This is a genomic window from Streptomyces sp. CA-146814 (assembly GCF_050942385.1).
Classification (GTDB): Bacteria; Actinomycetota; Actinomycetes; order Streptomycetales; family Streptomycetaceae; genus Streptomyces.
Genome location: NZ_CP192068.1, coordinates 359,703 through 372,360, shown reverse-complemented (window position 1 = coordinate 372,360; position 12,658 = coordinate 359,703). Strand labels below are relative to the sequence as shown.

At 73.6% G+C, this 12,658-nt stretch carries 13 protein-coding genes; 10 read left to right on the top strand and 3 right to left on the bottom strand.

Annotation, left to right across the window (positions count from 1 at the left end; translation table 11 throughout):
- Window positions 1–42: 42 nt before the first annotated feature.
- From ACQP09_RS01480 to ACQP09_RS01470, 3 genes are all read left to right on the top strand, one after another.
- The gene (locus ACQP09_RS01480) at window positions 43–1,050 is read left to right on the top strand and encodes a LacI family DNA-binding transcriptional regulator (protein ID WP_404066370.1); all 1,008 of its coding nucleotides are present in this window, start codon (window positions 43–45) and stop codon (window positions 1,048–1,050) included.
- A 213-nt stretch (window positions 1,051–1,263) separates the two neighbouring features.
- Window positions 1,264–1,581 carry a cupin gene (locus ACQP09_RS01475; RefSeq protein ID WP_433395305.1) on the top strand — a complete coding sequence of 106 codons (318 nt, stop codon included), beginning with the start codon at window positions 1,264–1,266 and terminating at the stop codon, window positions 1,579–1,581.
- 206 nt (window positions 1,582–1,787) lie between these two features.
- Window positions 1,788–2,822, top strand: a complete 1,035-nt coding sequence (locus ACQP09_RS01470) for a YihY/virulence factor BrkB family protein (protein WP_433395304.1) — start codon at window positions 1,788–1,790, stop codon at window positions 2,820–2,822.
- Here ACQP09_RS01470 and ACQP09_RS01465 read toward each other — a convergent pair.
- Together ACQP09_RS01465 and ACQP09_RS01460 are read right to left on the bottom strand one after the other, a co-directional pair.
- Complete coding sequence (locus ACQP09_RS01465) at window positions 2,806–3,816, bottom strand: zinc-binding dehydrogenase (protein ID WP_433395302.1); 1,011 nt, start codon at window positions 3,814–3,816, stop codon at window positions 2,806–2,808. The genes ACQP09_RS01470 and ACQP09_RS01465 overlap by 17 nt on opposite strands.
- 95 nt (window positions 3,817–3,911) lie before the next feature.
- The gene (locus ACQP09_RS01460; protein WP_433395300.1) at window positions 3,912–4,751 is read right to left on the bottom strand and encodes a M12 family metallo-peptidase; all 840 of its coding nucleotides are present in this window, start codon (window positions 4,749–4,751) and stop codon (window positions 3,912–3,914) included.
- A 227-nt stretch (window positions 4,752–4,978) separates the two neighbouring features.
- On the opposite strand from ACQP09_RS01460, the gene ACQP09_RS01455 reads away from it, so the two are divergent.
- Entirely contained in the window at window positions 4,979–5,833 is an 855-nt protein-coding gene (locus ACQP09_RS01455) for an ABC transporter substrate-binding protein (RefSeq protein ID WP_433395299.1), read from the top strand.
- Window positions 5,834–5,877: 44 nt separating this feature from the next.
- Here ACQP09_RS01455 and ACQP09_RS01450 read toward each other — a convergent pair whose 3' ends face one another.
- Entirely contained in the window at window positions 5,878–6,303 is a 426-nt protein-coding gene (locus tag ACQP09_RS01450) for a nuclear transport factor 2 family protein (RefSeq protein WP_433395297.1), read from the bottom strand.
- A gap of 133 nt (window positions 6,304–6,436) precedes the next feature.
- Here ACQP09_RS01450 and ACQP09_RS01445 point away from each other — a divergent pair, with 133 nt between their 5' ends.
- The 6 genes from ACQP09_RS01445 (at window position 6,437) to ACQP09_RS01420 (ending at window position 12,620) form a co-directional block, all read left to right on the top strand.
- The gene (locus ACQP09_RS01445) at window positions 6,437–6,994 is read left to right on the top strand and encodes a PadR family transcriptional regulator (RefSeq protein WP_433395295.1); all 558 of its coding nucleotides are present in this window, start codon (window positions 6,437–6,439) and stop codon (window positions 6,992–6,994) included.
- A 78-nt stretch (window positions 6,995–7,072) separates the two neighbouring features.
- On the top strand, window positions 7,073–7,687 hold the full coding sequence (locus tag ACQP09_RS01440; protein ID WP_433395293.1) for a helix-turn-helix domain-containing protein: 615 nt from the start codon (window positions 7,073–7,075) through the stop codon (window positions 7,685–7,687).
- Window positions 7,684–9,084, top strand: a complete 1,401-nt coding sequence (locus ACQP09_RS01435) for an MFS transporter (RefSeq protein ID WP_433395291.1) — start codon at window positions 7,684–7,686, stop codon at window positions 9,082–9,084. Before ACQP09_RS01440 ends, ACQP09_RS01435 begins: the two co-directional genes overlap by 4 nt.
- Before the next feature lie 113 nt (window positions 9,085–9,197).
- The gene (locus ACQP09_RS01430; protein WP_433395289.1) at window positions 9,198–10,163 is read left to right on the top strand and encodes a carbohydrate kinase family protein; all 966 of its coding nucleotides are present in this window, start codon (window positions 9,198–9,200) and stop codon (window positions 10,161–10,163) included.
- 182 nt (window positions 10,164–10,345) lie between these two features.
- On the top strand, window positions 10,346–11,380 hold the full coding sequence (locus ACQP09_RS01425; RefSeq protein ID WP_433406455.1) for a beta-ketoacyl-ACP synthase 3: 1,035 nt from the start codon (window positions 10,346–10,348) through the stop codon (window positions 11,378–11,380).
- Window positions 11,364–12,620 (top strand): beta-ketoacyl-[acyl-carrier-protein] synthase family protein, encoded by a 1,257-nt coding sequence (locus ACQP09_RS01420; protein WP_433395287.1) that lies wholly within the window; start codon window positions 11,364–11,366, stop codon window positions 12,618–12,620. Before ACQP09_RS01425 ends, ACQP09_RS01420 begins: the two co-directional genes overlap by 17 nt.
- The last annotated feature ends 38 nt before the right edge of the window (window positions 12,621–12,658 follow it).

Sequence of the window (12,658 nt, the reverse complement as noted above, 5' to 3'; positions counted from 1 at the left end):
GAGAAGTCGGATAATTGCAGTGCTTACGTTAGCCTTGCGGCCATGACGCGACGACTTGCTCAGGTAGCCAAGAAGGTTGGGGTCAGCGAGGCCACGGTGAGCCGGGTGCTCAACGGCAAGCCCGGGGTCTCCCGCGCCACCCGGCAGTCCGTGCTCACGGCGCTGGACGTCCTCGGCTACGAGCGGCCCACCCAGCTGCGCGGCGAGCGGGCCCGGCTGGTCGGCCTCGTCCTGCCGGAGCTCCAGAACCCGATCTTCCCGGCCTTCGCCGAGGTCATCGGCGGCGCCCTCGCGCAGCAAGGGCTCACGCCGGTCCTCTGCACGCAGACCAAGGGCGGCGTCTCGGAGGCGGATTACGTGGACCTCCTGCTCCAGCAGCAGGTCTCCGGCGTGGTCTTCGCCGGCGGCCTCTTCGCACAGGCCGACGAGGCGCACGAGCACTACCACCGGCTCGCCGAGCGACGCATCCCCGTCGTGCTGATCAACGCCCCTATAGAGGGCCTCGACTTCCCGTGTGTCTCCTGCGACGACGCGGTCGCCATCGAGCGCGCCTGGCGCCATCTGGCCTCCCTCGGCCACGAGCGCATCGGCGTGGTGATCGGCCCGTCCGACCATGTGCCCTCCCGCCGCAAGCTGGCGGCGGCGCGCGCGGTCGCGGAGGCCACCGGCGGCCGGCTCGCGGAGGAGGACGTCGAGCGCTCGATGTTCTCGCTGGAGGGCGGCCAGGCGGCCGCCTCGCGGCTGCTGGAACGAGGTGTCACCGGCATCATCTGCGCCAGCGACCCGCTGGCGCTCGGCGCGGTCCGGGCGGCCCGCAGGCGCGGTCTCGGAGTGCCGTCGGACGTGTCGGTCGTGGGCTTCGACGACTCGGCCTTCATGAGCTGCACCGAACCGCCGCTCACCACCATCCGCCAGCCCATCGAAGCCATGGGCCGAGCGGCCGTGGAGCTGCTCTGCGCGGGCATCCAGGGCGGCGCGGTGCCGCCCGGGGAGCTGTTGTTCGAACCGGAGCTGGTGGTGCGCGGCTCGACGGCGAAGGCGCCCCGCTGAGGTGTCACCTGAACGGGACCGCCGACTTATGCGTACAGCTATCCGAAAATTGCGAAACGCGAAGGGAATTCTGAGGATACTCGGCGAGTGCCTTCCAGCTCCGTGATCCGTCCGTCCATCCGCCCGGCCGCCCATCCGCCCGGCCGCCCGGTGCCCGGTTCCCCGTATCCGGCAGGATCGCGGGGCGCCGGGCGCTGCGGCAGAGTGGGCACCATGGACGACCTCAACGCACTCGCCGATGAGCACCTGACCGCCGCCCGCGCCTCCGTGCACGGCCGCAGCGCGCACCTCCTCATCCAGGAGCCGCCCCTGCGCCAGACGGTGATCGCCCTCACCTCCGGTTCGGCGCTCGACGAGCACAACGCGCCGCCCGCCGCCTCCCTCCTGGTGCTGCGCGGCACGGTCCGCCTCACCGCCGGCTCCGGCGACGCCGAACTCCCGGCCGGCACACTCCACCCGATCCCGCAGGAGCGCCACGGGCTGCTGGCCCTCGACGACGCGGTGGTCCTGCTCACGGCCGTAAACGACTGACCTCCGCCGACGGCTGACCTCCGCCGACGGCTGACCTGCGCCGACGACGGACCTCTGCCGACGGCTCGCAGCGCATCCGGAAGCCGTACGGCCCGGGCAGGTGTGTCCGGGCCAGGACGTGGCAGGAGAGGATCGAGGGAAGCCGGGACGTCCGACGGACGAGCACCCCGCCCCGCCGCGTCCGACCACGTCCCCGGAGAACCAGCTTGACCACCCAGACCGCCGCAGCCGCGGAACCCGCCGCACCCGCCGCCGGACGCCCCCGCACGCCGCGCAGCTGGCTCACCGCCCTGCGCCGCACGCCCCTCTCGCTGTGGAACGACGACATCACCGACTGGGCCGCCGCCCTCACCTACTACGCCATCCTCGCGCTGCTCCCGGCCCTCCTCGTCACCGTCTCCGTGATCGGCCTCGCCAACCCCGATGCGACCACCGCCCTCATCGCCGACATCACCGCCTTCGCCCCGGCCGAGTCCGGGGAGGCGCTGCGCCGCCCGCTGGAGGCGGCCACCGAGCAGCGCTCCGCCGTCTGGCTGCTCGTCGGCACCGGTTCCGTGAGCGCCGTCTGGTCGGCGTGCAGCTACCTCGCGGTCTTCCGCCGCGCGCTGCACGCCATGCACGGCGTGAGCGACCACCGCCCGCCGCTGCGGCAGGCGCACATCATCGTCGTCTCCGCGATCGGCCTGCTCGTCCTCCTGATGACCAGTGCCTTCGCCCTCGTCCTCACCGGCCCGCTGGCCCGCTGGCTCGGCCGCCGCGTCGGCCTGCCGCACGAGGGCGAGACGTTGTGGGCGGCGCTGAAGTGGCCGCTGCTGGTCTGCCTCGTCGCCTGCCTGATCATGGTCCTCTTCAGTACCGGCCCCCGCTCTGGGCGCGGCATCCGCCGAGGCCTGCCCGGCGGGGTGCTGGCCGCGTTCCTCTGGCTCACCGCGTCGGCTCTCTTCGCCCTGTACGCGACCCAGGTCGGCAGCTACAGCAGGCTCTACGGCTCCCTCGCCGGGCTCGTCGTCTTCCTGATCTGGGTCTGGTTCGCCAACCTCTCGCTGCTCGCCGGAGCCCAGTTCAACGTGGAGCTGGCCCGCCCGGAGCGGGAGAAGGAGTCCAAGAGCGAGCCTGAGAAGGATCCGGTGGACGAGCCGGAGGGGAAGCCGGTGGACGAGCCTGAAAAGGAGCCCGAGGAGGGGCCGACGGACGAGCTGGAGAAGAAGCCCGGTGAGGAGCCCGCTAAGGCCGCAGGATGAGGCGCACCGGGTCGCCCTCCTTGGTCTCCATCCGTCGCACCGCCACCGCCGCCTCCTCCAGCGGCAGTACGCCGGTGACCGACCGGGAGAAGTCCAGCCGCCCGCCCTCGGCGAGCCGGACGAGCTGCGCCACATGGTGCTCCTCGGAGCCGTAGTGCCCGAGGATCCGGTGCTGGAGATAGCTGAACCGGGTGGAGCGGTCGACCGTCAGCGGCTGGTCGCTCAGCCCCACCAGCACCAGCCGCCCCTTCGGCGCCAGCACGCTCAACGCCTGCTCCCGGACATCCGGCACGCCCGCGAAGTCGAACGCCGCCTCCAGGCCGGCGCCGCCCGTCGCGCCGAGCACCCGCTCGCGTAGGCGCGGGTCGCCGGAGTCCAGCGCCAGGTCGGCCCCGAAGTGCAGGGCCCGGTCGCGGGCGGCGGGGGCCGGGTCCACCGCGATCACCGGGTACGCGCCCACCGCCCGCAGCAGCTGCACCGCGTGCGCCCCGAGACCGCCAGCGCCCCAGACCCCGACGGCCTGCGCCGGGCGTACGTCACCGGTGACGGTCACCGCCGCCCACGGGGTCGAGACCGCGTCCGGGATGATCGCCGCCTGGTCGAACGGGAGGGCGAGGGGCAGGGCGACGAGGGTGGTGGCGGAGGCCACGGCGTACTCGGCCCAGCCACCGTCGTAATCGACACCTCTTGTGTGCGTCCGGCCGCCGCGCCGCTCGCCGGCCTGGAGGACCACCCGCTGCCCGGCCGTCCAGCCGCCGACCCCGGGCCCGAGCGTCTCGACCGTCCCGGCCACCTCGTGGCCCAGAGTGACCGTTTCTGCGTCCAGATACAGCGGCGTGAGCGTGCCGTCGACAAGATGCACATCGGAGAGGCAGACCCCGGCCGCCGCCACCTTCACCAGCACCTCACCAGGTCCCGGTACCGGCTTCGGCACCTCCTCGACGGAGAGCGTGCGGGTGGGCAGGTGCAGGCGCACGGCGCGCATGCGGTCCATGGCGGGGTCCTTGTCGTGACGGCGTGAAGGCGGGACGGCGTGAGGCCTGACGGCGTGACGGTACGCCCCGGTCACGGGCCACGGGACCCGGCCGGTCAGGCCTTCGAACGGTATCCGGCCACGATCGGCATCGTCTCGCGCAGCACCCGCACACTGTCGTTCGACGCGTCCCCGAGCCGGTGGCCCTTCCAGAGCCCCTCGGCGCTGGAGAACCGGCTGATCCGCTTGCACCCCGTGCCGCACGAGGCGCGGTAGGCCATGATCGTGTAGTACCGCCGGTTCTCGGTGATCCAGCCGGTGTTGTACGGGCGGGTGCGGCTCACGTTCATCGCCCCGCCGGTGTCCGACGCCAGTGTCGTACGGTCATGGGCCAGGCCCAGGTTGTGCCCGATCTCGTGGCTCGCCGAGTCCAGCTCGATGCCGTCGACCTCGACGACCGCGTACGCGTACTCGTCGGTGGAGCTGTCGAGTGCGGGGGTGTAGTCCGCCGTGCCGCCGCCGCGCTCGGTCCGCTCGACGACGAGCGTCACCAGATCGGCGCCGTACCGCGCGCGCTGCTCGTGCACCTGGCGGCCGAGCCCCGAGGTGTGGTCCTTCAGTACGGCGTACGCGGCGCGGAACTCCTCCGAACCGTCGTACCCCTTCGCCGTGTACGGGTGGACGACCCGGATGATCCCGCAGAGCCCGTCCGCCGCGAGCGAGCGGTTCATCCGGGTCGCGATCCGCTGGGCCGAGGCCGGGACCCGGTGTTCGCCGCCGAGCCGCTGCGCGGCCTTGGGCGTGTGGACCACCAGCACATCGACGACGGGACAGCCCGCCGCTCGCGCCGCCGCTCCCGCCGGAGCGCTCGCGGACCGGTCGGCGAAGAACGGGGCGACACAGAGGGAGGCGGCGACGCCGAAGGCGAGAGTCGCTTTCACAAGGGGTGCGCGCATGGGGAGTTGGCTCCATCCGGAGAGGGCGGGCGGAGAGGACTACTCGGAGTGACCGAGTGCGGATCCTTTCTAACACTCGGTGAACTTCCCCGCCCGTCGCGCCGGATACCGGGCGGTACGAAGGTCGAGGCCGGGTGGAGGGATGTGGCGGTGAGCAGGTGGGCAGGTACACGTGTACGAACTCGCACAAGCGGTACGGCAGTCGGTGGCAGAGGGGCGTGTGTGACGTGACGGAACAGAGCGAATGGCGGTTCTCCGACGACCGGGGGCAGCTGTCGACGGCGGTCCGGCGGCCCGAGCGGGTGCTCGCCTATGTCCAGGCCGGAGCGACGCTGTGGGGTCTCGGGATCCGGCCGCAGGCGATCTTCGGCTCCGACCATGACGGCCCCGAGCCCGACCGCGCCAAGACCGGGACGCTTCCGCTGGGCGAGGTGGCGTACGCCGGTGCGGGCAGCGGGCTGGACGTGGAGCGGCTGCTGAGCGGCCGGCCCGATCTGGTGGTCGCGGTGAGCTACGGCAACGGCCATGTGTACGGGCTGGCGCCGGAGACCGCCAAGCCGCTGGAGGAGCGGGTCCCGGTCGTCGTCATCGATGTGAGTCAGGCCCGTACGTTCGCGGAGATCGGCGACCGGTTCGCCGAGCTGGCCCGCTCGCTCGGGGCCGAGCACCGCGCGGAGGCGGACGCCGATCTGGACGCCGCCCGGGAGCGGCTGCGGACGATCGCCGCCGCGGGCGGGGCCGACGGCCCCCGCGTGGTCGCCCTCTCCCCGGCCGGACCCGACCAGGCCCACGTCGCGCGCCCCACGATGTGGCCCGAACTACGCGTCCTCACCGACCTCGGCGTCCACCTGGTGGAGCCGGCGCCGGGCCCCGGCGCCAACTGGTCCACGCTCGGCCGGGCGGACACCTTCGCGCTCCGCCCGGACGTGATCCTCACCGACATCCGCGCCCACGCCGCCCCGCTCGACGAGCTGGGCCTGGACGGCGGGGAGCCGGTCGTGCCGTGGAACCCGGAGCCGCTGTACGGCCCCCGCGACCACGCCCGCTTCCTGGGCCTGGTCGCGGACGCGCTGGAGGGGTAGGCGACGGACGCGCTGGAGGGGTAGGGCGTCTCCGGGGGCGGCGCCTACTCCGTCGGGACCAGCCCGTCGGCCACCAGCCCGGCGAGGACCGCCTCGCTGAGCGCGTGCACGGCGGACTGGGGGCGGACCATCACGGTGAACTCCTTGATCCGCCCGTCCTCGGCGAGGTGGACCAGGTCGATGCCGTGGATCTCCTTGCCGTTCACGGTCGCCCGGAAGAGCAGGACCGCCGCCGGGGCCTCGGACCCGTCCACGCTGGTCTCCGCCGTGCCGGCGAACTCTCCGACGTACCGGAAGTCCTCGAAAGTGCGCAGCAGCACCCCGAAGAGTCCCAGCACCATCGGCCGGCCCTCGAACGGCGTGAACTTCACCGGGCTGTAGAACCGGATGTCCTCGGTGAAGAGGTCGTCCAGGGCGCTGAGGTCGCGGGTGTCGACGGCGGCGCGGAAGCGGTCCACTGCGGTGGTCATGGCGTCTCCTCGAAGGGTGATGGTCAAGAAAGTGACTAGTCATGAATATGAGTAGTCACTTTCTTGACTATCATGGGCCATGTGCTCCTGGACAGGGGTGCGGGGGAGCGAGTGGGGAGAGGGAGGCGGCCCGATGGCCCTGCGTCATGCCGTACTGGCGGCGCTGCTCGACGAGGAGCTGAGCGGATACCAGCTGGCCAAGGCGTTCGGCATGGGCGTCGCGAACTTCTGGCACGCGCTGCCGCAGCAGCTGTACGCCGAGCTCGCCAAGCTGGAGAAGGAGGGCCTGGTCGCCGGACGCGAGGTCGTGCAGGACGCGCGGCCCAACAAGCGCCTGTTCCAGGTCACCGACGACGGCCTCGCCGAGCTGGAGCGGTTCGCGGCGGTCGCCGCCAAGCCGTCGTTCATCCGGGACGACCTGCTGGTCAAGGTCCAGGCGGCGGACCATCTCGACGCCGCCGAGCTGATCGCGCGGCTCACCGAGCGGGCGGAGTTCGCCGAGGCCAGGGCCGCGCAGTTCGAGGCGCTGCTGGAAGGGATGCGCGGCGAGCGGCCGGAGGAGGAGTTCCTGCGGTACGGGGAGCGGATCGGGCCCTATCTGACCTGCCGGCGCGGGCTCGCCTTCGAGCGGGCCAACCGGGACTGGTGCCGGGAGGTCATCGACGTTCTGCGGGCGCGGTCCACCGCCTGACGGCATGGCCGCAACTCTCCAAAAAATATTCTGCAAAAATACTTTGGGAAAGTGGCCGGGCCGTTCTACGCTGCTGCCATGACCAGCGAACCGACCCGCCGCGTCCTCGATCCCGAACGCGACGGAGCCGCCTTCAAGGCCCTCACCCACCCCCTGCGGATCGAGCTGCTCGGCCTGCTCCGGCAGCACGGTCCGGCCACCGCCAGCGAGCTGGCCGCGCGGACGGGCGAGTCCTCGGCCTCCACCAGCTACCACCTGCGGGTCCTCGCCAAGTACGCGTTCGTCGCCGAGGCCGACCACCGCGACAGCCGTGAACGCCGCTGGAAGGCCGTGCACTCCGTCACCTCGTGGAGCAACGAGGCCATGCACCGCGCGCCCGGCGGCCGCGCCGCGCTCAGCGCGCTCCGCCGCCGCCAGCTCGCACACCTGGAGCGCTCGCTGGCCCGCCACGAGGCCGACCTGGAGAGCGGCCGGCTCGACAGCGCCTGGCAGGAGCCGTCGGGGCTGAGTGACAGCCTGCCCCGGCTGACCCCGGAGTCGCTGGCCGAGCTGTGGGAGACGCTCGCGGCGAAGACGGCCGAACTGGCCGCCCGCGACGTGTCCGACCCCCGGGCCGAACAGGTCGTGGTCTTCACGGCCGGACTTCCGCTGGCGCCGGAGCCCGCTCCCGACGCGGAGGAGAACACCTCGTGAGCGCCGGAACCGGCAACCTCCGGCCCGGCGACGACGCGTCGATACCGCCCCCGCCCGCTCCCACCGGACGCGGCCTCGACCCGCTGACCGCGCGCCGCCGGTTCGCCACGGTCTCCTTCCTCTTCTGGCTCCCCATCGGCATGTCCATCGCGACCGGGGTGCTCCTCTACACCGAGCGCGGCATGGGCCTCGCCGCCATCGCGGGCTTCTTCGCCGTGCACTCCCTCACCGCCGCCGCGATGGAGCTGCCCACCGGCGGACTCTCCGACGTCATCGGCCGCCGCGCCGTCCTGGCCACCGCCGGGCTCCTCAACGCCACGGCCTTCACGCTCATCGGCCTGTCCGCGACCGCCTGGGCCATCACGCTCGGCATGGTCCTGATGGGCTGCGCCCGCGCCCTGTCCAGCGGGCCCGCCGAGGCCTGGTACGTCGACACCGTCCACGCCCACGCGGGCCCCGGCGCCGACCTCCGTACGGGACTGGCGCGCGGCACCTCCGCCATGTCCGCCTCCCTCGCGCTCGGCACCCTGCTCGGCGGCGGGCTGCCCTGGTTGCTCGGCCTCGGCCCCGGCGTCGCGGAGTGGCTGACCGACGCGACCGGCGGGCTCGTCATCCCGCTCTCCGTGCCCGCCCTCCTCGGCGTGCTCGTCGAGATCGCCTTCGTGCTGTACGTGGTGAGCGCCCTGCCCGAACCGCCCCGCCCCCGGGCCACCCTGCGCGGAGTCGTCGGCGGTGTGCCCGCCGCCATCGGTGCCGGGATCCGGCTCGGCGGCCAGGACACCGTGATCCGGCGCCTCCTGCTGACCGCGAGCACCACCGGGGCCGCCCTCGCGGCGGTCGAACTGCTCACCCCGCGCCGGGCCGCCGCTCTCATGGGGACGGCCGAGTCCGGGGCGCTGCTCTTCGCCGGACTCGCCTGTGCCGGGTTCGTGTGCTCCGCCCTCGGCAGCCAACTCGGCCCGCTCGCCGCTCGGTTGACCCGCAGCAGCGGGCGCGCGGTGCTGACGGGCCGCGGAGTGGTGGTGCTCGGTCTCGCGCTGCTCGGCCTCACCACCGGCTCGACGAGCACCCTGGCCACGACGGTCGCCGTCACCGGCTTCGGACTCGTGTATCTGGGGCTCGGCGTCGCGGCGCCCAACGCCAACGACCTGCTGCACCGCCGGGTCGACGCCTCGGGCCGGGCCACCGCGCTCTCCGTCCAGTCGCTCGCCCTGCAACTGGTGGCCGCCGGTGCGGGACTGGCCGTCGGGACCCTGCCGCTCGGCCCGCTGCCCTGGCTGCTGGCCGCCGCCGTCGTGCTGGCCGGAGCCCTGCTCTGGGTACGCAGGACCGACGGGAGCCCGCAGAAGCCGGCCCCTGCGCTGACCGTTCCGGCCGTATCGCCGTCCGAACGGTGACCGGTCGATACCCGATGCCCGCGGTGGCTTCCGTCCCCGGGGCCGGATCGGGCTGAATGGGTGCGGAGGACCTGAGGACACCCATGTCACAGCAGCTGAGGAGATCCACCCCGATGCCCGACCACACCGACCTGCTGGTCGTCGGCGAATGCGTCGCCGACATCGTCCGGCTGCCGGACCAGGAAGACAGGGTCCACCCCGGCGGCAGCCCCGCCAACGTCGCCTACGGCCTCGCCCGCCTCGGCCACCCCGCCACGCTCCTCACCCAGCTCGGCCCCGACCCGAACGGGCGGCTCATCCGGGACCACCTGGCCTCCGCCGGCGTCACCGTCCGTACCGACGGCTCCACGGCCGCCACTCCGTCGGCCGTCGTCACGCTGGACGAAGCCGGGCAGGCCTCGTACGCGTTCGACATCGCCTGGACCCTCGCACCGGTCGCCGTCGAACCCGCACCGGGCCATGTGCACACCGGGTCGATCGGCGCGGTGGTGGAGCCGGGGTCGGCCACGGTCCTGGACATCGTCCGCGCCGCCAGGCCCACCGCGACCGTCAGCTACGACCCCAACGTGCGGCCCGCGCTCATGGGCGACCACGCGGCCGCCGTGGCCCGGGTCGAGGAGTGCGTCGCGCTGAGCGACCTGGTCAAGGCCAGCGACGAGGACCTGGAGTGGCTGTATCCGGGGGAGGAGCCGGAGAAGGTCGCCGCGCGCTGGCTGGAGCGCGGGCCCGCCGTCGTCCTGGTGACCCGGGGCGGTGACGGGGCCCTGGCCGTGCTGCCCGGCGGCCGGATCACGGTGGCGGCCGCGCCGGTCGACGTCGTGGACACCGTGGGCGCGGGCGACGCGTTCATGTCGGGCACGCTCCACGCGCTGTCCGCGCACGGTCTCCTCGGCCCCGGCGCGCGGCAGCGGCTGCGCGCCGTGGACCGCGACACCGTCACCGACGTCCTGCGCCACGCGGTCGCCTCCGCCGCCGTCACCGTCTCCCGGGCCGGCGCCAACCCGCCCGATGCGCAGGAGCTCCGGGAGGCGCTCACCCGTGACGGGGCTCAGGGGGCTTCCGGAGGCGCTCGTACGTAACTGACAAGCCGTCATGACCCGTTCGGCCCAGTCGAACGCACCCTCGCCAGGCGTCCCGCCGTTCGTCAACCGTTCGCAGTATGACAACGGGATCGGGGCAGCGGGTGGCGAGCGGACGGGCAGTGGACAGCGGTGCGGGTCGGCGGGAGCGGGCGTTAGCGGAGGGTGGCGCGCGTACGGCGGTGCTGGAGGGTGTGGCGGGCTGGGTGCCGGGCGAGCCGGTCCCCAACGACCTGCTCCCGGCCGGGTGGGGTGTCGACGACGCCTGGGTCCGCCGCCGTACGGGGATCGGCAGTCGGCACCGCGCCGGACCCGGGGTCGCCACCGGTGACCTCGCCTACGCGGCGGCCTCCCGGCTGCTCGCGGCCTCCCCGGCGGCGGGCCCGGTCGACGCGGTGGTCCTCGCCACCGCCACGCCCGACCACCTCTGCCCCGGCACCGCGCCCGCCCTCGCCTCCCGGCTCGGGCTCGGCACCGTACCGGCGCTGGACATCGCCGCCGTGTGCAGCGGCTTCGTCTACGGGCTCGCCCTGAGCCACGGCCTGGTCGCCTCCGGGCTGTACGCGCGCATCCTGCTGGTCGGCGCCGACGTCTACTCGACCTGGCTGGACCCGGAGGACCGCTCGGCCGGCGTCGTCTTCGGTGACGGGGCTGGCGCGGCCCTGGTGGCGGCCGGGCGGACCGGTGACCCCGGTGAGCTGCTCGCCTTCGACCTGGGCAGCGACGGCACCGGCCATGACCTGATCACCGTCCCTGGTGGCGGCGCCCGGGCCCGCGCGGACGGGAAACCGCCCGCGCTCTCGGACGCGTACTTCCGGATGCAGGGCCGGACCGTCTACCAGCACGCCGTGGAGCGGATGACCGGCTCCTGCCGGACGCTCCTGGAGCGGGTGGGCTGGGACCCGGCCGAGGTCGACCACTTCGTGCCGCACCAGGCCAACGCCCGGATCCTGCACGCCGTCGCGGACCGGGTCGGCATCGCGCCGCAGCGGTGCGTCACCCATCTGGAGCGGGTCGGCAACACCGGCGCCGCCTCCATCCCCCTCGCCCTGGCCGACGCGGCGGGGCGCGGGGTGCTCCGGCGCGGGGACCGGGTGCTGCTCACCGCGTTCGGGGGCGGATTGACCTGGGGTTCGGCGGCACTTCGCTGGCCGGGGACCCCGCAGACCAACTCGACGATTTCTACGGAAGGAACACAGCATGTCGCAGTCCGCTGATCAGGGCCCCGGAGCCGCCACCGGCACCGCCATCGCGGTGACGGGGGTCGGCCTGGTGACACCCGCAGGGGCTGACGAGCACAGCTTCTGGGAGGGGCTGTGCTCCGGGCACTCCACCGCCCGCCGATGCGAGGAACTGGCCGGTCTCCCGGTCGACTTCGCCTGCCCGGTCGACGCCGTCGACCTGGACGAGGCGGTCGGTGGCCGCTCGGTGTGGCGGATGGCCCGGTTCGTGAAACTGGCCGTCGTCGCCGCCCGGCAGGCCGTCGCCGACGCCGGTCTCGACCCGGCGGTGTGGGACGGCGGCCGGGTCGGCGTCGTGCTGGGCGTCGGCGTCGGAGGCGTCTCCGTCCTGGTGGACAACGCCGCCAAGCTGGCCGCCTCGGGACCGGAGGCGGTCTCGCCGCTGCTCGTCCCGATGATGATCCCCAACGCGGCGGCCGGTGAGGTCGCCATCGCCCTCAAGGCGGGCGGCCCGAGCCTCGCGCCCGCGACCGCCTGCGCCTCCGGGGCCACCGCGATCGCCGTCGCCCGCGATCTGCTGCTCGGCGGCAGCTGTGACGTGGTGGTGGCCGGAGGTGCCGAGTCGGTGCTGACGCCGCTGGTGGTGACCGCGTTCGCGCGGATGGGCGCGCTCTCCACCCGTACCGGCGATCCGGCGGGCGCGTCGCGGCCGTTCGCCGCCGACCGGGACGGCTTCGTGATCGGTGAGGGCGCCGCCATGCTGGTCCTGGAGCGCGAGGAGGCGGCCCGCACCCGGGGCGGCCGGGCCCGCGCGCTGCTCGCCGGGGCCGGTTCCAGCACCGACGCCCACCACCCCACCGCCCCGGCCCCCGACGGACGCGGCGCCGAGCGCGCGGTTCAGGCGGCGCTCGACCAGGCGGGCTGGACGCCCGGCGAGGTCGACCACATCAACGCCCACGGCACCTCCACCCCCCTCAACGACGCCATGGAGACCACCCTCATCTCCCGGCTCTTCCCGCACCGCCCGCCGGTCACCGCACCCAAGGGCGTCATCGGGCACTCCCTCGCGGCGGCGGGCGCGATCGAGGCGGTCGCCACCGTCCTGACGCTGGAACGTTCCCTCATCCCGCCGATCGCCAACCTGGACGCCCTTCCCGACGGCTTCCCGCTCGACTGCGTGGTGAAGGAGCCCCGCCACCAACGGGTCGAGCGCGCGGTGAGCCACTCCTTCGGCTTCGGCGGACACAACGTGGCGCTCGCCTTCCAACGCGCCTGACCCCACAGGGCCGTTCGGGAACGGCGAGGGGTGTCCTC